The organism is Streptomyces sp. CRN 30, from assembly GCF_034105845.1.
In genome coordinates this window covers 47,692-68,836 of the sequence record NZ_JAVRHI010000328.1, presented here as the reverse complement: position 1 = coordinate 68,836, position 21,145 = coordinate 47,692, and the positions used below count along the sequence as shown (strand labels likewise).

Genomic DNA, 21,145 nt, shown 5'->3' with positions numbered 1-21,145 from the left:
ACGTATGGTCAACCTGCCGATACCCCGGGGTCCACACCTGATCGTCCAGTCGGTGAGCGGCATGCACATCGCGCCGTTCGGATGGGCAGGCCATGACGTGCAGGCCGTCGTATGGCGGGACTCCGTCTCGCCACCGCAGAAACAGGCGCAGTGGGAGTTCATTCCCGAGCCCGGATACGGCGATCGCGTCGTACGTATCCGCAACGCCGCCTACAACAAGGACACCGGTGCTTTCGACCAGAGCCTTTCACTGATCGGGGACACTGAGCCGTTTCCAACCTCAGCTTGCCGTCGCGAGGTGAAGCGCGAGCACGGCCTTGACCAGGTCGGTGATGCGGGTGGTGCTGCAGCGGAGCTTGCGCAGCAGCCGCCAGGACTTGAGGGTGGCCATGGCCTGCTCTCCGAGCGCGCGGATCTTGGCATGGGAGACGTTCGCTGCGCGCTGGCCTTCGGAGAGCTTCTCCCAGCGGCGGCGGTAGGGAACGCGAACCGTGGCGCCGGCCCCTTGGTAGCCCTTGTCCGCCCAGCAGGACACCCCGGCCTCGGCCAGGGCGTCGATGATGCCGTGGGTGCGCGCGGCTTTGATGTCGTGGACCGCTCCGGGCAGGGCGGGCGAGGCCCACAGCAGTCGGCCGAAGGGGTCAGCGAGGACCTGCACGTTCATCCCGTGCTTGCGGTGTTTCCCGGAGTAATACGGCCGGTCGGCGGCGATCCGGTCGATGGGCAGCAGGGTGCCGTCGAGGATCACGAACGCCTTGCGCGAGGCGGTGCGGGTGGCCGCAGCGAGGCCGGGGGTGAGGACGGCCAGGACCTCCACGGCCTCGGCGACGTACCGGTGGACGGTGGCGATGCCGACTCCGAACCCGGCCGCGAGCTGGGCATAGGTGTGTCCGCAGCGCAGGTGCGCGAGTACGAGCAGGGCCTGCCGGTCCGCGCTCAGCCGGCGCCACCGAGTGCCCCGCTCCAGACGCCGGGCGGCCAGCAGACGGGAGAGGAACCGCAGGGTCGAGCTGGACAGATCGATCCCCGATGGGTAGACAAGCACGCGAAGCTCCAGGCGGACAGATTGATCTTGGTCGACAACCCATCTACCAGGAGCTTCACCTCTTCCCGAACCCACCCCTCACACCGACTCGCCGCCGAACCAGTCAGGTTGCCGAAGGCTCACTGATCCACTCTGTGACGGAGCACAGGATCAGACGGAGGCCGCCTACGTATCCGATGAACTGCGCAAGCGCCGATCAAGTTCGAGTCGCATTCGACGTCGGACGATAAACGACAAGATGAAGGGCTGTTCCTTCACGTCAACAGCAGGATGAGCACCGTGTAGAGCAGGGCGATACCGACCGCGAGGAAGAAGAAGCTGCCGTCGGTGGTCTTCCAGACCGGCCGCTCGAACTCGCCCACCGACATCGCGCGCTTGGGATTCCGCGGATCGTAAACGATCTCTATGACGGACGAACGCCTCCGTATGGGCAGGTACTCGGGAGCTACGGTCACGTAGTGGCGCTTCCCCGCATGGTCTCGGTAGATGACGTCCACCGAGCGGATCCCGGCCCCCCAACTGTCGCCTCCCTCTCGCCCCTGCGTGCGCACACCACCCCGCTTGAGTATGAAACGCGCCCAGTTCACCGCCACGGCAAGCACCAGAATGGCCAGCGATGGTATGTACCCCATCAGGTAGACGCCCTGCACCGCATCCCCCGTTCAGTGATCATCCTGCACATGATGCCATGCACCGCCGGAGGCATCATTGAGACGGACGTCCCGTGTGCCCTGCGGCGATGATGCCACGCAGCGCCAAAGCGAACGGGCGACCCTCAGCCACGAGCACCTGACAACCACACATGCCAGCTCACTCAGGTTGGAAAGAGCTCACTGCCGAAAGCGGTGCGGGTGTCATGTCGCTCAGGTCCGACAGCAAGAGCGAGAGGCAACTGTGGCGCCTGGTCTCGATGGACAGCGCGCAGGCGGACTTCGTGATCAGGCCGGTGGGAGCCGACGGACTGGCGGTCGCCACGCAGCAGAGTTACCAGGCGGGGAACGCCTTCCTGCAACTGGAGGAAGTCGGCCCGTGGACGGATCAGTTCTGGCGCTGGCAGCAGGTGCGTGGCTGACCTGCGCGAGCCTTGAGGGCCCCGCACCGTGTCCTGCGGTGCGGGGCCTTCTGCGACGGTCCGCAACTACCTGCGACTATCCGCGACTATCTGCGGCTTCCCGGGCTTCCCGCGGCTTTCGGCTCACGCCTTGTCATGCGGCAAGCCAGGCCCGCACGCGGCGGGTGCTCCGTCGCGCACTCCTTGTCGGAGCTCCAGCTCCAGAGCTCCAGAGCTCCGGCGCTCAGGAACATCAAGGGGCCCCGTACGTCCCGTGCTAACGTGGACGGTTTGCAGCGTCACCGTGCCTGGGCCCGTTCGGCATCCCGGACCGGTGGCCGTTCCCCTGCCGCGCCTTCCTCGGTACGGTCCCTTCGGAGGAAGGTCTCCCGTGAGTGAGTCACCCGCCACCCCTGCGCCGTCCTCGGCTACGGGCTTCGCCCACCTCGGGCTCCCGCCCGAGATCCTGCGGGTGCTCGACGAACAGGGCGTGACGACGCCCTTCCCCATCCAGTCGGCCGCCCTGCCGGACGCGCTCACCGGACGGGACGTCCTGGGCCGGGGCCGCACCGGGTCCGGCAAGACACTGGCCTTCGGTCTGGGCATGCTCGCCCGGACAGCCGGACGGCGCGCCCGGCCCAAGGAGCCGCTGGCCCTCGTACTCGTACCCACCAGGGAACTGGCGCAGCAGGTCGCCGAGGTGCTCACCCCGTACGCCGAGGCGCTGCGGTTGCGGATCGCGACCGTGGTGGGCGGGGTGTCCATCGGACGGCAGGCCGCCGCGCTGCGGGACGGTGCCGAGGTCGTCGTCGCCACGCCGGGCCGGCTGCACGACCTGATGGAGCGCAAGGACTGCCGGACGGGACAGCTGCGCATCGTCGTCCTGGACGAGGCCGACCAGATGTGCGACATGGGATTCCTGCCGCAGGTCACCGGAATCCTGGACCAGGTGCGTCCCGACGGGCAGCGGATGCTGTTCTCCGCCACCCTCGACCGCGACGTCGACCAGCTGGTGCGGAACTATCTGCGCGATCCCTCCGTCCACTCCGTGGACCCCTCGTCCAACGCGGTCTCCGAGATCGAGCACCACGTCTTCGTCGTCCACGGACCGGACCGGTACGCTGTGACCACGGAGATCGCCGCCCGGGACGGCCGCGTCCTACTCTTCCTGGACACCAAGCACGGCGTCGACCAGCTCACCCGGCACCTGCGGGCCAGCGGCGTGCCCGCGGCCGCCCTGCACAGCGGGAAGTCCCAGCCGCAGCGCACCAGGACCCTGGCCCAGTTCAAGGAGGGCAAGGTCACCGCCCTGGTGGCGACGAACGTCGCCGCACGCGGCCTGCACGTCGACGACCTCGACCTCGTGGTCAACGTCGACCCGGCCACCGACCCCAAGGACTATCTGCACCGCGCGGGCCGCACGGCGCGGGCCGGCCGCTCCGGCACCGCCGTGACACTCGTCCTGTCCGGACAGCGCCGCGAGACCGGGCAGGTCATGACGGACGCCGGGGTCACCCCGAAGGTCGCGAAGGTACGGTCCGGCGAGGCGGAGCTGAGCCGGATCACCGGCGCCAGGGCCCCGTCCGGCGAGCCCCTCGACGGCGGGCCGGCCGCGCCGCGCCCCAAGAACGACAACATCCCGTTCCGGGGCATGGGCAGCACCAAGGACGGCGTGAAGAGCGGCTCCGGCGGCCGGTCGTCCCGCAAGAACAACGAGGCCCGCAAGCTCGCGGAGGCCCGCAAGGCGGCTCGGGTACGGCGCGGGGGATGAGCCCGGCGCCCGGGAGCGCTGCCGCTCACGCGTCGTCCCGGTCCCAGGTACCGCAGTAGGCGGCCCGGCCGGTGCGGCGGGCCTCGGCGACGGCGTGCAGACGGGCGAAGTCCCGGGCCGGCATCAGCGGCTTCCACCGGTCCAGGGACAGGACGCGGACCTCGTCGTGTTCCCGCGGGTCGAGGGCGATGCCACCGATCTGCTCCGCGGTGAGCCGGCCACCGTCGAAGACCATGCCGATCGTGCTGTAGGGCCACTGGGCGCCGGGCAGGCCGTAGACGGCGGCCAGGAGCCGGGGCGGTCCCGACACGGTCAGGCCGGTCTCCTCCCGGCACTCGCGCACGGCCGTCTCGAAGGGCCGCTCGCCATGGTCCATGGTGCCGCCGGCCAGTTGCCAGGGATGCTCGGGGGAGTAGACGGAGTGGAGCTGGACCGGCCGGTCGTCCTCGTCGGTGAAGTACACGCAGGCGAACGCCGTGGACTTGGGGAGGGTGTCGGCGTACTGGTCGGGCGTCAGGCGGTTGGGGCGGTGCCGCGCTGTGCCCGCCGTCGTGCCCGCCACGCTGTCCGCCGTCGTGCTCGTCGGCTGTGCGAGGCGTGTCATCCGCATCAGTGCCGGACTGCCGCTGAAGCCCAGTTCGCGGTAGAGCGGCTGCGCCTCGACGGCGGCGTGCAGCTCGAACAGGGTGACGTGGTCGGTGGCGGCGAGGTGGTCGAGCAGGGCGGTGAGGACGGCTCGGGCGTGGCCGCGGCGCCGGTGACCGGGGTGGGTGGCGACGACCTGGATGTGGGCGGCCACGCCGTGGGGGTAGGCCGGTGCGGCAAGTACGGGGCGGATCAGGGCGAGGGCGCAGGCGGCCATGGTGCCGTCGGGGGCGTCGATGACGAAGGCCCGCGCGTCGCCCGTCGGAGTCAGCCGCGGTGCCAACTCCTGTGCGCACCGCCGGATCCATTCCTCGCTCAAGGGAGTGGACAGGACGTACTCGGAGCGCATCCGGGTGACGGCCTCGGCGTCGGCGGCGGTCGCGGCGCGCACCGCCGGCCGGTCCGCGGGGCCGTGCGGCTCGGCTGCCGGGGTGGGGGAGGTGTCGGTGGTCACGGGACGTCTCCTGTCGACGGGTGCGGGCACGAGCGCGTGCTCGGTCATGATGTTCAACGAGACGTCCGCCTCGTCGAACTCACGGCTTTCGGCCGACCGCGCACGGCATCCGGCCGAGGGTTCGTCCGAGAGTTCCTCCGAGAGTTCATCCGAGGGTGCAATCTGCGCATAACGCCCAGGTGTTAACGCCGGCATCTTGACGCACACCGGAACCGAGTGCACCCTTACTTTCAGGAATGCCGTTGCCCCTTCCGTCGGACCAGGCCGGATTTACCGGGGCGGCATATGAGCGAGTCGGCGCACAGAAGAGACCGTACGTTTCCTGTCCCCTCCTTCTCCGTCCCTCTCCGACTCCTCGCCTCTCCACCTCTCCACCTCTCTCCTCAACTTCTCGTCTTTCTTCTCTCGCTGCCCTATTGACCTGATGCGGGCAGCGATTCGGTGTGTGCGATCGAAAGAATCCGGGGTGGGTCATGAAGACGTCCGGTGTGCTGATCAGCGGTCTGGGATCCTTTCTCCCCGACCGGGTCCCCATCGGATGGGCGGTCGAACGGAACCTGATCGACCGAAGTGCCGCAGAACAGTACGGAATCACCAGCGTCACCGTCGCGGGTGACGTCCCCGCCCCCGAAATGGCCGTCCGGGCCTGCCGGCAGGCACTCGAACGGGCCGGGCAGGACGCCGGGTCGCTCAGCCTGCTGCTCTACGTCAGCGTCTGGTACCAGGGCCCCCACGGCTGGTGCCCGCAGTACTACGTACAGCGGCACACGGGTGCCGGCCGGGCCACCGCGGCCGAGGTCAGACAGGGCTGCATGGGCATGTTCTCCGCCCTGGAACTGGCGGCGAGTCACCTCATGGCCGCACCCGAGAACGAGGCCGCGCTGGTCACTTCCGGCGAAAACTTCACCTCCGACCTGCTGGAACGCTGGCGCTTCAGCCCGCACTTCGTCATGGGCGACGCCGGCTCGGCCATCGTCCTCAGCCGCCGCGAGGGCTTCGCCCGGCTCAAGTCGGTCAACGCGGTCACGCTCCCCGAGTACGAGGCCATGCACCGCGGGCCCGAGCCGCTGTTCCCCCCGGGGGCCGGCCGGGCGGGCCGGCTCGACTTCGGTGACTCCAAGCACCGCTGGCTCGACGGCCCGGACCGGGACCCGGCCGGTCCGCTGAAACTCGTCGCCGCCCAGGACGAACTCGTCAGCCGCACACTCGAAGAAGCCGGCATCACGATGGACGACGTCTCCCGTGTCGCCTATGCCAACGGGTCACGAGAACGCGTCGAAGGACGTGCGATGGTACCGCTGGGCCTGCCGATGTCCCTTTCCACCTGGGAACAAGGGCGCACCGTCGGCCATATCGGCGCCAGCGACCAGACCGTGGCCCTCGAACAGCTCCTCCTCACCGGCGCATTACGGCCCGGGGACCATTTTCTGATGCTCGGAGTAGGCCCCGGACTGAATATCGCATGCGCCGTGATCGAGATAGTCGATACCCCGCTCTGGTCCACCGCCCGCCCGGCCGCCGCTTCCTGAAAGGCGTCTCATGGATTTCGACCTGAGTGCGGAACAACAGGAGCGGTACGCACGGGTACGGGAAGCCGCGCGAGAACTCCACGGGCCCCGCGCGATGCGGTGGTGGCAGGAACTGGCCGCCCTCGGATTACCAGGAGCGGCCGTTCCGGAAGAGTACGGCGGCGCCGGCCTCGGCGCCCTGGACACGGCCCTCCTCTACGAGGCGGCCGGCGACGGCGGTGCGGACACCGGGCTGCTCTTCGCCGCCGCGGCCCACCTGTTCGCCTGCGTCAGACCGGTCCTGGAGTTCGCGTCCCCCACCACCCGCAAGGCGCTGCTGCCCGCCCTGTGCTCCGGCGACCTGATCGCGGGCAACGCCATGACGGAACCGGACGCCGGCTCGGACATCTCCCGGCTGGCGACCACGGCCACCGAGGTCGACGGCGGCTATCTCCTCGACGGCGTCAAGAGCTTCGTCAGCAACGGCCCGGACGCCGGCCTCTACGTCACCTACGCGACCACCGACCCCGACGCCGGCTGGTTCGCCGCCACCGCGTTCGCCGTCGACCGCGACACCCCCGGACTGGAGGTGGGCGAGCCCCTGGAGAAGGCCGGCCTGACCGCCTGCCGGGCGAGCGAAGTGCGCTTCAGCCGGTGTTTCGTGCCGGACGACCGGGTGCTGGGCAGCCCCGGCCAGGGCCAACTGGTCTTCCGGACCTCCATGCGGTGGGAGCGGTCCTGTCTGTTTGCCCTCTACCTCGGCCAGCAGGAACGGCTGATCCGCCAGTGCCTCCGGCACGTCCGGCAGCGGGACCGGTCCGGCAGGCGGCTCGCCGACCACCAGCCGGTGACGGACCGGCTGGCCGACATGAGACTGCGGCTGGAGAGCGGACGGCTGCTGCTCTACCGGGCCTGCGCCGAGATCGACGCCGACCGCGACCCCGGCCTCTGGGTCGCCCTCGCCAAGCTCGCCGTCTCCGAGGCGGCCCTCGCCACCGCCCTCGACGCGAGCCGGATCTTCGGCGGCCGGGCCTTCCTCGCGGAGTACGGCATCGAGGAAGCGCTGCGGGACGCCGCTCCCGCGACGACGTTCTCCGGCACCTCCGACATCCAGCGTCAGCTGATCGCCGGGGAGATGGGACTGTGACACTCCTGCACAGTCTGGTGGCAGACGCCGCCGCCCGTACCCCCGACGCCCTCGCGGTCAGCGACCTGACCACCGAACTGACCTACGCCGAACTCGACGCGCGCGCCGGCACGTACCTGGCCGCGCTGCGTGCCCGCGGCGTCCGGCCCGGCGACCGCGTCCTCGTCTGGACGGACAAGACGGCGGACGCGGTGGCCGTCGCCCAGGCCGTGCTGCGGTGCGGCGCGATCCACGTCCCCGTCCCCCGTGACAATCCCCGCGAGCGCGTGGCCCGCGTCGCCGCCGACGCCGGCCCGGCCCTGATCGTCACCGACCACGCCGACCGGGTTCCCGGCACGGCCTGCGTACCCTGCGCGGACCTGCGGCGCGACGGCGCGCACCTGCCGAGGGCCACCCCTTGCCCGGTCCGGCCCGCCGACCCGGCGTACATCCTCTACACCTCGGGGTCGACAGGCACCCCGAAGGGCGTCTGCGTGAGCCACGGGGGCGCGCTCGCCTTCGTCGACTGGGCCTGCCGGGAACTCGCGCTCGTCCCGGCCGACCGGCTGGCCAACCACGCCGCGTTCGGCTTCGACCTCTCCGTCTTCGACCTCTATGCCGCCTTCCGTACCGGCGCGTCGGTCCACCTCGTCGGCGAGGCCCTCGCCCGTGCCGCCCAACCCCTGGTCGACTTCCTGCTGGAGAGCCGGATCACCGTCTGGTACTCGGTGCCGTCCGCGTTGGTGCTCATGGCCGACTACGGCGAACTGCTCGAACGCGGCCCCGGCGCGCTGCGCGCCTGCGTCTTCGCCGGAGAGCCGTTCCCCCTCAAGCCGCTGAGGGAAATGCGCGGCGCCTGGCCCGCCGGCGTCCGCATGCTCAACTGGTACGGCCCGACCGAGACCAACGTGTGCACCTCGTACGAGGTGACCGCCGCCGACCTCGCCCGTACCGGCCCCCTCCCGATCGGCACACCCGTCGCCGGGGACACGGTGTCGCTGGACGACGGTGAGATCGTGGTGAGCGGTCCGACCGTCATGCTCGGCTACTGGGGCGGGCCACCGCAGAACGGACGGCCGTACCGGACCGGTGACCTGGGCCGGTACGACCCCGACGGTCTGCTGGAGTACCGGGGCCGCACCGACGACATGGCGAAGATCCGCGGCCACCGCGTCGAACCGGCCGAGATCACCGCCGTACTCGCCGCCCACGAGACGGTACGGGACGCGGCGGTCGTCGTCCTGGGCACCGGCCCGGAGGCCCGGCTGCACGCATTCGTGGTCCCCGAGACCGGTCGCAGCCCCCGGTACACCGAGTTACGCCGCCACTGTGCGCGGCACTTACCGCCGTACATGGCCATCGACGCGCTGCACACCGTGGACACGTTCCCCCGTACGGCCAACGGCAAGGTCGACCGGGCCGCCATCGGCGCACTGGCCACCCGGGGAGCGGCCGTATGACGGGCGCCACGGCCTGGGACGCCTTCTGGTCCGCGCTGCCCGCCGAACCCGGAGCCGCCCTCTGGGACGCCCCGCCGGAGCTGACCGCCGCGCGGCACCTGCCGCTCTTCCGCGACCACGCCGACCCGGCCCTGCCCCTGATCGACCTCGGCTGCGGCAGCGGACGGCAGACCCGGTGGCTGGCCCGGCACTTCCCCACGGTGGTCGGCGTGGACATCGCCGAGGCCGCCGTGGCCCTGGCCGCCGCCACACACCCCGCCCCCAATGTCACCTACCGCCGGGCCGACCTCCTTGACGAGGACACCGCTGCCGCCCTGCACGCCGAGTACGGCGACGCCCACGTCTACCTGCGCGGCGTCCTGCACCAGCTCGCCCCCGACGACCGGGGCAGGATGCTGACCGCCGTCGCCCGGCTGCTCGGCGCCACGGGTGTCCTGTTCGCCCAGGAACTGACCGAACGCACCGGCTGGTACGTCGCCGAACTGCTGGCCGGCGGCGCGCACCTGCCGAAGACCGCCGGTCTGGCCGACCACTTCGACTTCGGCGCCCGCATCGCCCCCGCCGCCGACGGCCGCCTTCGGCTGCTGTTCGAGCAGCACGGATTCGACGTCGTCGCCGACGGTGACATCGCCCTGCACACCACCGAGCACACCCCCGACGGACAGCCGCTGGAACTGCCCACCACCTACCTCGTGGCACGTGCCTCTGGTGGAACCCATGACGGTGGAACCCATGAAGGAGGAACCCATGACGGACCTTGACCGCGCGACCCTGCTGGACCAACTGCTCACCTACACCCGCGAGGAACTCGCCACGGGCGTACTGCCCGAGGAGATCACCGCCGCCGCCCCGCTGCTGGAGCTGGGCGTGCTCGACTCGGTGCGCACCGCCCGCCTGCTGGCACACATCCGTACCGCATACGGCGTACGTGTGCCGCCCGCACACATGACCGGTGAACACTTCCGCACGCTGGAGGCGATCACCGACCTGGTCCTGAGCCTACGTCGATCCCAGACCGCCGCCCTCTGACAGACGTGACAGGAGATCAGATGACGCACGACTACGACATAGGCATCATCGGCGGCGGCCCGGCCGGCTCCACCGCCGCGTCCTACCTGGCCAAGGCCGGTCTGTCGGTCGCGGTCTTCGAGGGCGCGTTCTTCCCCCGGGAGCACGTGGGCGAGTCCCTGGTGCCGGCGACCACGCCGGTACTGCTGGAGATCGGCGCCATGGACAAGATCGAGGAGGCGGGCTTCCCGCGCAAGTACGGCGCCGCCTGGACCTCGGCCAACGCCGACGACGTGGACCCGCTCGGCTTCCAGGTCCACGACCACGGCCTCGGCGCCGCCGACGTACTGTTCAACGAACGCGACCAGCTGGGCGTGGACCGCGACCACACCTTCCACGTCGACCGGGGCCGCTTCGACCACATCCTGCTCAAACACGCCGAGAGCCTCGGCGCGAAAGTGTACTCCGGGGTGCGGGTGCGCGGCGTCGACTTCTCCGACACGGACCGTCCCGTGCTGAAGGTGGGCCTGGGCGGAGGCACCGCCGAGGTCGCGGTCCGGATGGTCGTCGACGCCAGCGGACGCGGCACCCTGCTGGGACGGCAGCTGGGGGTCAAGGTGGCCGACCCGGTGTTCAACCAGTACGCCGTGCACAGCTGGTTCGAGGGACTGGACCGGGAGGCCCTGGCCAACGACGAGAACCAGGCCGAGTACATCTTCATCCACTTCCTGCCGCTCACCGACACCTGGGTGTGGCAGATACCCATCACCGACACGATCACCTCGGTCGGCGTCGTCACCCAGAAGGCCCGGTTCAGGGAGAGCGCCGGTGACCTCGAAGCGTTCTTCTGGGACTCGGTGGGCAGCCGGCCCCTGCTGCACGACGCGTTGAAGAAGACCGAACGGGTCCGTCCCTTCAAGGCCGAGGGCGACTACAGCTACGGCATGCGCAAGGTGTGCGACGACGCGATGGTGATGATCGGCGACGCCGCCCGGTTCGTCGACCCCATCTTCTCCAGCGGTGTCAGTGTCGCCATGAACAGCGCCCGGCTGGCCTGCGCCGACATCATCGCCGCCGCCGAGGCCGGCGACTTCAAGGCCGCCCGCTTCGAGAACTACGTGACGAAACTGCGGCGCGGCGTGTCCAGCTGGTACGAGTTCATCTCGCTCTACTACCGGCTCAACATCCTCTTCACCGCCTTCGTCCAGGACCCCCGCTACCGCATCGACGTCCTCAAACTCCTCCAGGGCGACGTCTACGACGAACAGGAACCGGCCGCGCTGACCGCGATGCGCGAGTTCGTCGCCGCCGTCGAGGCCGATCCCGGACACCTCTGGCACCCGCTGCTGGGCAAGATGAAGGTTTCCCCCGACTCCCGGGCCCTGTTCTGACCACCATCCGGACCTGGACAAGAGGTGCAACGACATGAAGCCCGCCAACGTCTTCCTCACCGGCCTGGGCTGCTGGCTGCCCCCCGCCTACCCGGCGTCCGAGGCGGTCGCCGCGGGCCTGTACGACGCCGCCGTGCACGCCGAGAGCCGGCTGCGCGGCGTGCTCGTCGCCGGACCGGACGCCCCGCCCGACATGGCCGTACGGGCCGCCCGCACCGCGCTGGACCGCTCCCCGTCGGGCGCCGCGACGATCGGCACCGTCCTGCACGGATCGACGTTCTTCCAGGGCCCGGAGATGTGGTCGCCGGCGGCGTACATCATGCGGGAGCTGGGCATCGCCGGAGCCGGCGGCACCGAGATCCGCAACGGCTGCAACAGCATGCTCACCGGCGTCGAACTGGCCGCCGGCCTGCTGGCGCACCAGCCGGCCGACCGCCCGGACATCCTCCTCACCACCGCCGACAACTTCGACTCACCCCTCCTCAACCGCTGGAACAGCGGACCGATGGGTGTGATCGCCGCCGACGCCGCCAGCGCCGTCGTCATCAGCCCCACCGACGGCTTCGCCCAGGTGGAGGCGGTCGTCTCCCGGGTCTACCCGGAGTTCGAGGCGATGGCCCGCGGCGACGAACCCCTCTTCCCGCCCACCGGGTCCACGGGCCGCCGCGTCGACACCGTGCAACGCGCCCAGCAGTTCAACGAGCGGGTGCGGGAGGTCGGCGGTATGAGCATCGCCGACGGCATCGCGAAAGCGTGCTCCGAGACCGTGCTCGCCGCCCTGGACGAGGCCGGCCTCAAGGGCTCCGACCTGCGCTGGGTGCTGGTGCCCAACGGCGACGAGGCCACCACCCGCAACTGCGCCACCGAACCGCTGGGCCTGGACGTCACCCGGTCGCAGTGGGAGTTCGGCTGCGGCATCGGACACGCCTCCGCCAGCGACCAGTTCATCGCGCTGGACCACCTGTTGCGCACCGGACAGCTCGACGAGGGCGACCACGTGCTGCTGTTCGGCGGCGCCCCGGGCTGGTCGGCGGTGGCCGTGGTCCTCACGGTCCGCGCGCTGCCGTCCTGGACCGGGTGACTCGATGACTGACGACAGGAGGTGCCGTGTGACGGCGCAGCAGCAGGACCCGATAGCCGCCCCGACCCCTCCCGCCCCGCTGCCCGTAGCCATCGTCGGGATGGCCTGCGAGTTCCCCGGCGCGCGCGACGTCGGGGCGTTCTGGCGGCTGCAACTCGACGGCATCGACGCCACCTCGGAGATACCCGCCGACCGGTTCCCCGTCGACACCTTCCACGACCCCCGCCCCCGCACCCCCGGCCGGATCATCAGCCGCCGGGGCGGGTTCCTGCCCGACATACGTGGCTTCGACGCCGCCTACTTCGGTGTCTCCGGCCGCGAGGCGAGCCACATGGACCCGCAGCAACGGCTGCTCCTGCAGACCGCCGCCGCCGCCGTCCAGGACGCGGGCCTGACCCTGGAGCAGCTCGCGGGCAGCCCCACCGCCGTCGTCGTCGGGCAGCGCACCGCCGAGTACTGGGACCTGCTGCGGGCCGCCGGGGCCCTGGACATCTACGCCAACACCGGCACCTCGCGCAGCGTCCTCTCCGGCCGCCTGTCGTTCTTCTTCGACCTGCGCGGGCCCAGCACCTCCGTCGACACCGCCTGCTCGTCCTCGCTGGTCGCCGTCCACCAGGCGTGCGCCGCGCTGCGCGCCGGGGAGGCCGGCCTCGCGCTCGCCGCCGGCGTCAACCTGGTCCTCACACCCGAGGAGAGCATCACCTTCTCCCAGGCAGACATGCTCTCGGCAGACGGACGGTGCAAGTTCGGCGCCCAGGACGCCGACGGCTTCGTACGCAGCGACGGCGTCGGCGTCGTCGTCCTCAAACCGCTGGACCGGGCCGAGGCGGACGGCGACCGCGTGTACGCCGTCATCCACGGCTCGGCGGTCGAGAACGAGGGCCGCAGCAGCGGCTACCTCATGACGCCGTCCGAGACCGCGCAGATCGACACCATGCGGCACGCCTGCGCCCGCGCCGGCGTCGACCCCCGCCGCGTCGGCTTCGTCGAAGCCCACGGCACCGGCACCCCCACCGGCGACCCCATCGAACTGCGCGCCCTGGACGCCGTCTACGGCACCGGCGCGGGCCGCACGGCCGCCGACCCGCTGCTGGTCGGCTCGGTGAAGACGAACATCGGCCACACCGAGGCAGCCGCCGGCATCGCCGCCCTCGTCCGGGCGGCCCTGTGCGTGTCCCACGGCACCGTCCCGCCCGCCCTGCACAGCACCCGCCCCACCGACGCCGTCGACTGGGACCGCATGGCGCTGCGCATCCCGCAGACCCCCCACGACTGGGGGGACGACGACACCCCCCGGTACGCCGCCGTCAGCTCCTTCGGCATCTCCGGCACCAACGCCCACGTCGTCCTCGGCGAACACCGCCCGGCCCCTGTGCCGCCCGCGTCCGGCGAACACCGCCCGGCCCCCGTGCCGCCCCCGTCCGGCGCACCCCGGCCGTACCTGCTCGCCCTGTCCGCCCGTACCCCCGCCGCACTGCGCGAACTGGCCGCCTCCTACGCCGACTTCCTCGGCCCGGACGGGGACGGCCACCGCCACCTCCTGCGCGACGTCAGCTTCAGCACCCTGACCCGCGCCACCCACCACCGGCACCGCATGACCGTCCTGGCCACCACCCACGACCAGGCCGTGACCCAGCTCCGCGGCGACCGCCCGGTCGTCGCCGCCCGGCCCGCCGCCCGCTGGCGGACCGTCTTCGTCTTCCCCGGCCAGGGCTCCCAGTGGGCCGGCATGGGGCGCGAACTGCTGCGCACCCAACCCGTCTTCCGGGAGACCGTCGAGGAGTGCGACCGGCACGTCCGCGCCGAACGCGGCTGGTCGGTGCTCACCCAGCTGACCAGCGGCGACGCCGAACCGGACTGGCCGATCGACGTCGTACAGCCGCTGCTCTGGGCGGTCGAGGTCGGCCTCGCCGCGCTGTGGCGCTCCTGGGGCGCCGAACCCGACGTGGTGATCGGCCACAGCATGGGCGAGGTCGCGGCGGCCTGCGCCGCGGGCGCGCTCACCCTCGCCGACGGCGCCGCCGTGATCTGCCGCCGCAGCGCCCTGCTCAGGGAGATCGCCGGCACGGGGACCATGGCGGCCGTGGACCTGCCCGCCGACGAACTCCGCCGCGAACTGGCCGACGTACCCGACGTGGATGTCGCGGTGAGCAACGGCCCGCGCCGCACCATCGTCTCGGGCAGCGCCACAGCGGTGGAGAAGGTACTGGAGACCCTCGCCGCACGGGACGTCTTCACCAGGATCGTCAAGGTGGACGTCGCCTCGCACAGCAGCCACGTCGACCCCCTCCTGGACGCCCTGCGCACCGCCCTGGACTCCGTACGGCCACGAGACGGACGGATTCCGCTGCGCTCCACGGTGACCGGCGAGTCGCTGACCGGACGGGAACTCGACGCGGACTACTGGGTGCGCAACCTCCGCGACGAGGTCCGCTTCCACGCCGCCGTCGACGCCGAGACCACCGCCCCCGGCACGACTGCCGCGGTCATCGAGATCAGCCCCCATCCGATCCTCTCGGCGGCGGTCAGGGAGTGCCTCCCCGAGGACCGCACCGGCGACCAGGTGACACCTTCGCTGCTGCGCGACACCGACGACCTGACCGCCCTGCTGACCTCGGCCGCCCAGCTCCACCAGGCCGGCTACCCCCTGCGCCTGGCCGCGCTGGTCGACAGCCCGGCCGCCTACGTGGGACTGCCGACCTACCCCTGGCAGCGCACCGAGTTCTGGTACGAGGAGCCGCCCACCGGGGCGGCGGCGCCGGAGGCCGCCCCGCGCCCTCACCCCCTGCTCGGTAGGCACACCGCCCACGACGACGGCACCCACCACTGGACGGGCCCCCTCGACCTGGCCGGCAACGCCTACCTCCTCGACCACCAGGTGCAGGGCCTGGTCATCCTCCCCGGTACCGCCTACCTGGAACTGGCCCTGGCCGCCGCCACCCGTGTCCAGGGCCCCGCCGTCACGCTCAAGGACATCCACTACGACAAGGCGCTGTTCCTCACCGCCGAGACCCCGCCGCAGCTACGGGTGACCCTGCGTCCGGCGACACCGGGCTGGACCTTCGAGGTCGCCACCGCCGACGGCACCTCCTGGACCCGGCACGCCCACGGTCGTATCGAACCGGCCTCCGCCGACCCGACACCCCCACCGGCCCCGGCCCTTCCCGGCCCCGTACGCGAACACCTTCCCGCCCACCTCACCGGCAGCGAGTTCTACCGCCGGTGCGCGGCGCGCGGCAACGACTGGCACGGCGTCTTCCGGGGCATCGGGCAGGTGTGGCACGCGGACGGCGAGGCCCTGGCCGAGATCGTCGTCCCGGACCGGCTGACCGACCGCGAACGCCACCACGCCCATCCGGCGCTCCTCGACGCCTGCGGCCAACTCCTCGCGGCGACCCTGCCGGACACCACCACCCCAGGCGACCAGTACGCCTTCGTCCTGGGCTCGATCGACGCGTTCCGCCTGCACGGACCGCTCACCGGGAGCCCGCTGTACAGCCACGCGGTACGGCGCGAACTGACCGCCGACCACTTCGCCGGTGACGTCGTCGTCACCGACGAACAGGGCACGCCCCTGGCCGAGTTCACGGGTCTGCGCATCCGCTGGCTCACGCGCCGCGAGGAACCCGCGCCCTTCACCGACTGGCTGTACCAGCCACACTGGCTTCCGGTCCCCGCCCTCCGCGCACCGGCACCGCCGACGCCCGGCACCTGGCTGGTCTTCGAGGACGACGACTACGGCCCGCGCCTCGCACCACCGTCCCCCGGCGGCCGGATCGCCGTACGCCCCGGGCCACGGTACGGGCGCGACGACGACGGCACGTACCGCGTCGACCCGGCCCGCCTCGACGACTACGCCCGGCTGCTGCGCGACACCGGCCGCGACCACCCCGGGGGCATCGCCACCGTCGTGCACCTGTGGAGCCTGCTCGGGACGCGCCCGGAAGACCCGGTACCCGTCGGCCTCGGCAGCGCGCTGCTGCTGGAACAGGCGCTGTCGATGACACGGGGCGACGGCCCGCGTCCCCGGCTGGTGCTCGTCACCCGGGGCGCCGAGACCGTCAGCGGGGCCGACGGAGCACCCGACCCGGAACAGTCCGCCGTCCGGGGCTTCGGCCGTACGGCGGCGAGCGAACTCTCCGTCGTCCCGCACACCCTCGTCGACCTCGACCCGTCGCGCGGCACCGAGCAGACGGCGGACCTCGCCCGCGAGATCACGGCCGCCGACCCCACCGAGGACCAGATCGCGCTGCGCGCGGACACCCGGTACGTCCTGCGACTGCGCCGGGCGGTGCGTGTATCGGAGAACACGCCCGACACCGTCCCGTCCGCCGACGAGGTGCGCATCGCCCCGGCCCGGTCGACCGTCTGGGGAACCGCGGGGACGGTGACGGCAGTCGGCACCGCGGTACGGGGAGTCGCCGTGGGCGACCGGGTGGTCGCCGCGGCCCCCGCCGGAACCACCGCGCACGTCCTCGCCGACCGCCGCCTGACCCACCCGCTGCCCGACGGACTCGGCCCCGCCGAGGCCGCCACCGTCCCGATCCCCTACCTGACCGCCTGGTACGCCCTGATGGAACCGACACCGCTGGGTGCGGACGACAAGGTCCTCATCCACGCGGCCGCCGATCCGGTGGGGCTCGCCGCCGTCCAGGTGGCCCGGTGGCGCGGCGCCGAGATCCACGCCACCGCCGGGAGCGCCCGGGAACGCGCACTGCTGCGTGCCCTGGGTGTCGCCCAGGTCGTCGACGTACGGGGGGACTTCGCCGAAGCGCTGCTCGCCGGGACCCGGGGGACGCGGATGGACGTCATCCTCGACTCGGCGGCCGGCACGCCGGCCGAGCAGAACCGCGCCCTGCTCGCCCCGTACGGACGCCTCGTGACCCTGGCGCCGACGGCGGCGGCTCCCACCGCCGGGAGCCTGCCGCACAACGCGTCCCTGCGAACCCTCGACACCCCCGCGTACTGCCGCGAGCGGCCCGAGCGGGCCGGGGAACTCCTCGGCCGCGTACTGCGCCTGGTCGCGGCCGGGGAACTCACGCCGCCGCCGGTCGACGCGGAGCCGACGGGCGCCACGGCCACGGCCACGGCCGCCGTGCCGGCGCCGACCCGGATGCGGCCGGACGCCACCTACCTGGTGACCGGCGGCGCGGGCGGCATCGGCTCCGAACTGGCCCGCTGGCTCGTCGCACGCGGCGCCCGGCACCTCCTGCTCACCGGCCGCACCGTGCCCGGCAGGGCCGCACCGTCGGGCGACGGCGTCACCGCCCTGCTGGCGGACCTGCGCGCGCGGGGCGCCGAGGTCCAGTACGCGCCCGTGGACACGGCGGACGGACAGTCGATGACCCGGCTCGTCGAACGCCGCCGCGCCGCAGGTCACCCGCCGGTCCGGGGCGTCTTCCACACCGCGGGCGTGTTCCGGTACCAGCCGGTCGGCGACACCACCCTGCGTGAGCTGCAGGCCGTGCTCCGCCCGAAGCTGGACGGCGCCCGGGTCCTGGACCGCCTCTTCGACACCGACGACCTGGACCACTTCGTCCTGTTCTCCTCCGGCAACGCCCTGCTGGCCTCGCCGCACGTCGCGGCGGGCGCCGCCGCCAACGCGGGCCTGGACGCCATCGCCCGCGGCCGCCGCAGCCGGGGCCGCCGGGCCCTCGCCGTGAACTGGGGCTTCTGGACCGACCGGGGCATGGCCGCCGAGGCGGGCGCCGAACTCGGACGGAACCTGATCCCCCGGGGCATGAGCGGTTTCACCTCGGCGCAAGGACTCGCCGTCCTGGACCACCTGCTGGCCACCGACGCGGACGACACAGTGGTCATGCCGGTCGACTGGAACCGCTGGCGGGCGGCCTACCCGACGGCGGCGGCCTCCCCGTTCCTCCGGGACGTCACCACCCCCGACACCACCCCACCGACATCCCCCACCCCCACCCCCGCCCCGGCTCAGCCACCCACACCCGTACCAGCGCCCACCCCCGTACCAGCGCCCACCCCCGAGCCCGCACCCACCCCCGAGCCCGCACCCGCACCCGATCCCGCACCCGCACCCGATCCCGCCCCCGCCGACCCGGCGGCACTCTTCCGGTCCGGCGTCGCGGCCATCCTCCGCGTCGAGGCCGGTCACCTCGACCCGGACCTGGACCTGACCAGCCAGGGACTCGACTCACTCATGGCGGCCCAACTGCGCCAGGAGGTGCAGCGCTCGCACGGCGTGCTGCTGCCGGTCGGCAAGATCCTCAGCCGGGCGACGCTGCGCGAACTGACGGACCACCTGCTCGCCGCGACCGCGACCCACCCGCGGTGACCGCACAAGGGAGCCGGCCGAAGAGGTGGGTGATACCGCTGACTCGACGGTAGCGCTCACTCATAGGCGCACGGTAAATGTGCACCAGCGGTTCAACCAGCCCTGTTCTCAGAGTGGGGGGAACGTGTTCAATCTTCGACCGTCACAGAAGAGCCGCGCACTTCCTGTCGCCTCCTTGGTCCTGTCCGTCCTGGGACTCATTCTCGCGACCCCGTTCATCCTGGACGTCCTCGCTCCGAGCGATCTGGACTGGGCACGGCTGAGCAGTGTCAGTCAGACCTACGGTGCGCTGTCCGTACTCTTCTCCGCGGCCGCGCTGGCCGGAGTGGCCGCCTCTCTGTGGTACCAGGCTCGACAGACGCGGATAGCCCAGGAAGCGGCACGGCGTGACGCCCATCGAGAGCTGATCATGCTGGCGCTCGGCGACGCCTCACTCCTTGAGTGCTGGGAGCCGCCGCAGACGCCGATGACGGCGGCCCGGAGGAAGCAGATTCTCTTCACCAACCTCATCGTGTCCAACTGGGAGTCCGACTTCAGGCTCGGGAACCTGGGCGCGGCCGCGCTCCGGGACATGTTCGACGGCCACTTCGAGGGTGAGATCGCGCGCGAACACTGGGTGGCCGGGGGCCCCGGCTGGCGTGCCTCAGCCGAGGTCTCCGCCGACCCGACGAGGCGTCGGTTCGTCGAGATCGCCGACGAACGCTACACACGCTCCGTCGCTGCCGGCTCGCCGGTCGCTGCTGCCGCGTACTTCGAGACCGCTACGTAGCTACACGGCTACGTAGCGGGCCAGCTGACCGGCACTATCCCTGGACGGCGTCGCTTCGTCGCTGATGTCGTTCCGGCCTGTCCTCCGGTGCGGCCAGGTGGTCGGTGGTGGCGTCGGGGTCGGTGAGGCGGTTCAGTCGGGCCGGTACGTCGAATCCGACCAGCAGTACCACGATGACCGTTCCGGCGAAGGTGAGGACGGCGAGTGCCTGGCCGAGGTCCATGCCCGAGGAGAGGTGTGCGCCGAGGACAGGGGCGACGGCGCCGCCCAGCGCGCCCACGTTGTAGGTGAAACCGAGCGCGGCGCTGCGGCTGCGGGTGGGGAAGTGGCCGCCGATGTAGCGCGGCAGCAGCCCGGAGATGCCGAAGCTGGTCGCCTGGAGGAAGAAGAGGAGAGAGCCCAGGAGCAGCAGGTTGTCCTGGACGGCGAAGACGGGGAAGACGAAGACCAGGGAGGCCAACAGCGTCAGCGCGTACGCCTTCTTCGTGCCGATCCGGTCGCCGAGGAAGCCCGCCGCCCAGCAGCCCGCCATGGTGCCGAACCCGGCGAAGTACAGGGCGTCGGTGACCTGGTCGGTGCTGTAGCCGAGGTCGGTCTTGAGGTAGGTCGGCAGCAGGGCCTGGATGGGCCAGGAGTAGAGGAACGCGAAGAACAGCGTCACGATCATCGACACGTACAGCAGCCAGTTGCGCCGGCCGCCCAGTTGCACCGCGAAGGCGACCAGCGCCAGCCCCGCGACCACGGACAGCACCGGCACCATGCCGTCGCCGGACGGGGTGAACACCAGGAACAGCGCGACCGTGGTGAGCACCACCAGCGCGGTGTTGAGCGTCGCCAGCCGCGGTGTGCGGAACAGCGGGCGGAACGGATTGGGTTTCTCGTCCCGTTCCGCGACGTTCTCGGCCCACTCCTCGGCCTCCGGCAGTGCCCGGCGCATCCACAGGGCGACGACGATCGGGACGAGGCCCAGGTAGAACATCCAGCGCCAGCCGAGCGAGGGCACCACCCAGTCGTAGACCTGCGCGGCCAGCACCGAACCGACGGAGTAGCCGGAGATCAGGAAGCCGCTGGCCCGGTTGCGCAGCCGCGCCGGCCAGCTCTCCATGACGTACGTGGCGCTGGCGCTGTACTCGCCGGCCATGCCCATGCCGATGGCCAGCCGGGCGGCGAACAGGCTGTGGTAGTCCCAGGCGAAGCCGCAGGCGAAGGTGCCCACCGAGTACAGCAGGATGCTGAGCACCATCGACAGCTTGCGGCCGTAGCGGTCGCCGAGGGCGCCGAGGACGGCACCGCCGAGCCAGCGGGTGATGAACGCGCCGGACACCAGGCTGGCCGCCTGTACCGTGCTCAGCCCGAAGTCGTCACTGATCTCGGTCAGGACGAGGGTGATCAGGACGAAGTCGAAGCCGTCCAGGAGGTAGCCGATCCAGGCGGCGAAGAAGGACTTCCACTGGGTGCCGCTGATCTCGCGGTACCAGGGAAGGGAGGAGCATGTTGTCTGCACGGTGGTTCTCCAGAGCCGGACGGCGTCC

Annotated in this window: 15 protein-coding genes and 1 pseudogene; 12 read left to right on the top strand and 4 right to left on the bottom strand. The window is 71.6% G+C overall.

Annotation, left to right across the window (positions count from 1 at the left end):
- Positions 1-280: 280 nt before the first annotated feature.
- The gene (locus tag UW392_RS35200; protein ID WP_320779273.1) at positions 281-1,045 is read right to left on the bottom strand and encodes an IS5 family transposase; all 765 of its coding nucleotides are present in this window, start codon (positions 1,043-1,045) and stop codon (positions 281-283) included.
- Between the two features lie 254 nt (positions 1,046-1,299).
- Complete coding sequence (locus UW392_RS35195; protein WP_320779272.1) at positions 1,300-1,695, bottom strand: hypothetical protein; 396 nt, start codon at positions 1,693-1,695, stop codon at positions 1,300-1,302.
- Positions 1,696-1,901: 206 nt separating this feature from the next.
- Between UW392_RS35195 and UW392_RS35190 the strand changes: the two genes are divergently transcribed.
- Together UW392_RS35190 and UW392_RS35185 are read left to right on the top strand one after the other, a co-directional pair.
- Positions 1,902-2,117, top strand: a complete 216-nt coding sequence (locus UW392_RS35190) for a hypothetical protein (protein WP_320779271.1) — start codon at positions 1,902-1,904, stop codon at positions 2,115-2,117.
- 370 nt (positions 2,118-2,487) lie between these two features.
- Positions 2,488-3,867: a DEAD/DEAH box helicase gene (locus UW392_RS35185; RefSeq protein WP_320779270.1), complete on the top strand. Its 1,380-nt coding sequence runs from the start codon at positions 2,488-2,490 to the stop codon at positions 3,865-3,867.
- A 25-nt stretch (positions 3,868-3,892) separates the two neighbouring features.
- Here the strand turns inward: UW392_RS35185 and UW392_RS35180 are convergent, their stop codons facing one another.
- On the bottom strand, positions 3,893-4,966 hold the full coding sequence (locus UW392_RS35180) for a GNAT family N-acetyltransferase (protein WP_320779269.1): 1,074 nt from the start codon (positions 4,964-4,966) through the stop codon (positions 3,893-3,895).
- A 473-nt stretch (positions 4,967-5,439) separates the two neighbouring features.
- On the opposite strand from UW392_RS35180, the gene UW392_RS35175 reads away from it, so the two are divergent.
- The 10 genes and pseudogenes from UW392_RS35175 (at position 5,440) to UW392_RS35130 (ending at position 19,613) form a co-directional block, all read left to right on the top strand.
- Positions 5,440-6,495, top strand: coding sequence for a ketoacyl-ACP synthase III family protein (locus tag UW392_RS35175; RefSeq protein ID WP_320779268.1), 1,056 nt, complete (start codon positions 5,440-5,442; stop codon positions 6,493-6,495).
- Positions 6,496-6,505: 10 nt separating this feature from the next.
- Positions 6,506-6,823 (top strand): annotated as a pseudogene (locus tag UW392_RS35170) (acyl-CoA dehydrogenase family protein); the annotation flags it as partial.
- 30 nt (positions 6,824-6,853) lie between these two features.
- Positions 6,854-7,621: an acyl-CoA dehydrogenase gene (locus UW392_RS35165; RefSeq protein WP_320779301.1), complete on the top strand. Its 768-nt coding sequence runs from the start codon at positions 6,854-6,856 to the stop codon at positions 7,619-7,621.
- Positions 7,622-7,638: 17 nt separating this feature from the next.
- Positions 7,639-9,060, top strand: coding sequence for an amino acid adenylation domain-containing protein (locus UW392_RS35160; protein WP_320779267.1), 1,422 nt, complete (start codon positions 7,639-7,641; stop codon positions 9,058-9,060).
- Positions 9,057-9,821: a class I SAM-dependent methyltransferase gene (locus UW392_RS35155; RefSeq protein ID WP_320779266.1), complete on the top strand. Its 765-nt coding sequence runs from the start codon at positions 9,057-9,059 to the stop codon at positions 9,819-9,821. Before UW392_RS35160 ends, UW392_RS35155 begins: the two co-directional genes overlap by 4 nt.
- Positions 9,808-10,089: an acyl carrier protein gene (locus UW392_RS35150; RefSeq protein ID WP_320779265.1), complete on the top strand. Its 282-nt coding sequence runs from the start codon at positions 9,808-9,810 to the stop codon at positions 10,087-10,089. The genes UW392_RS35155 and UW392_RS35150 overlap by 14 nt, the downstream gene beginning before the upstream one ends.
- Positions 10,090-10,109: 20 nt before the next feature.
- Positions 10,110-11,459 (top strand): NAD(P)/FAD-dependent oxidoreductase, encoded by a 1,350-nt coding sequence (locus UW392_RS35145; protein ID WP_320779264.1) that lies wholly within the window; start codon positions 10,110-10,112, stop codon positions 11,457-11,459.
- Positions 11,460-11,493: 34 nt separating this feature from the next.
- Positions 11,494-12,540 carry a ketoacyl-ACP synthase III family protein gene (locus tag UW392_RS35140; RefSeq protein ID WP_320779263.1) on the top strand — a complete coding sequence of 349 codons (1,047 nt, stop codon included), beginning with the start codon at positions 11,494-11,496 and terminating at the stop codon, positions 12,538-12,540.
- A 28-nt stretch (positions 12,541-12,568) separates the two neighbouring features.
- Positions 12,569-18,844 carry a type I polyketide synthase gene (locus tag UW392_RS35135; RefSeq protein ID WP_320779262.1) on the top strand — a complete coding sequence of 2,092 codons (6,276 nt, stop codon included), beginning with the start codon at positions 12,569-12,571 and terminating at the stop codon, positions 18,842-18,844.
- Between the two features lie 175 nt (positions 18,845-19,019).
- Positions 19,020-19,613 (top strand): DUF6082 family protein, encoded by a 594-nt coding sequence (locus UW392_RS35130; RefSeq protein WP_320779261.1) that lies wholly within the window; start codon positions 19,020-19,022, stop codon positions 19,611-19,613.
- 34 nt (positions 19,614-19,647) lie between these two features.
- Here UW392_RS35130 and UW392_RS35125 read toward each other — a convergent pair whose 3' ends face one another.
- Positions 19,648-21,117 carry a sialate:H+ symport family MFS transporter gene (locus tag UW392_RS35125; protein WP_320779260.1) on the bottom strand — a complete coding sequence of 490 codons (1,470 nt, stop codon included), beginning with the start codon at positions 21,115-21,117 and terminating at the stop codon, positions 19,648-19,650.
- Positions 21,118-21,145 lie beyond the last annotated feature (28 nt).

What these genes read in the sequence shown, in the direction of transcription:
- UW392_RS35190 (WP_320779271.1), top strand. Translation starts at nt 1,902, where the DNA reads ATGTCGCTCAGGTCCGACAGCAAGAGCGAGAGGCAACTGTGGCGCCTG.
- UW392_RS35175 (WP_320779268.1), top strand. Translation starts at nt 5,440, where the DNA reads ATGAAGACGTCCGGTGTGCTGATCAGCGGTCTGGGATCCTTTCTCCCC.
- UW392_RS35165 (WP_320779301.1), top strand. Translation starts at nt 6,854, where the DNA reads ATGACGGAACCGGACGCCGGCTCGGACATCTCCCGGCTGGCGACCACG.
- UW392_RS35155 (WP_320779266.1), top strand. Translation starts at nt 9,057, where the DNA reads ATGACGGGCGCCACGGCCTGGGACGCCTTCTGGTCCGCGCTGCCCGCC.
- UW392_RS35150 (WP_320779265.1), top strand. Translation starts at nt 9,808, where the DNA reads ATGACGGACCTTGACCGCGCGACCCTGCTGGACCAACTGCTCACCTAC.
- UW392_RS35145 (WP_320779264.1), top strand. Translation starts at nt 10,110, where the DNA reads ATGACGCACGACTACGACATAGGCATCATCGGCGGCGGCCCGGCCGGC.
- UW392_RS35140 (WP_320779263.1), top strand. Translation starts at nt 11,494, where the DNA reads ATGAAGCCCGCCAACGTCTTCCTCACCGGCCTGGGCTGCTGGCTGCCC.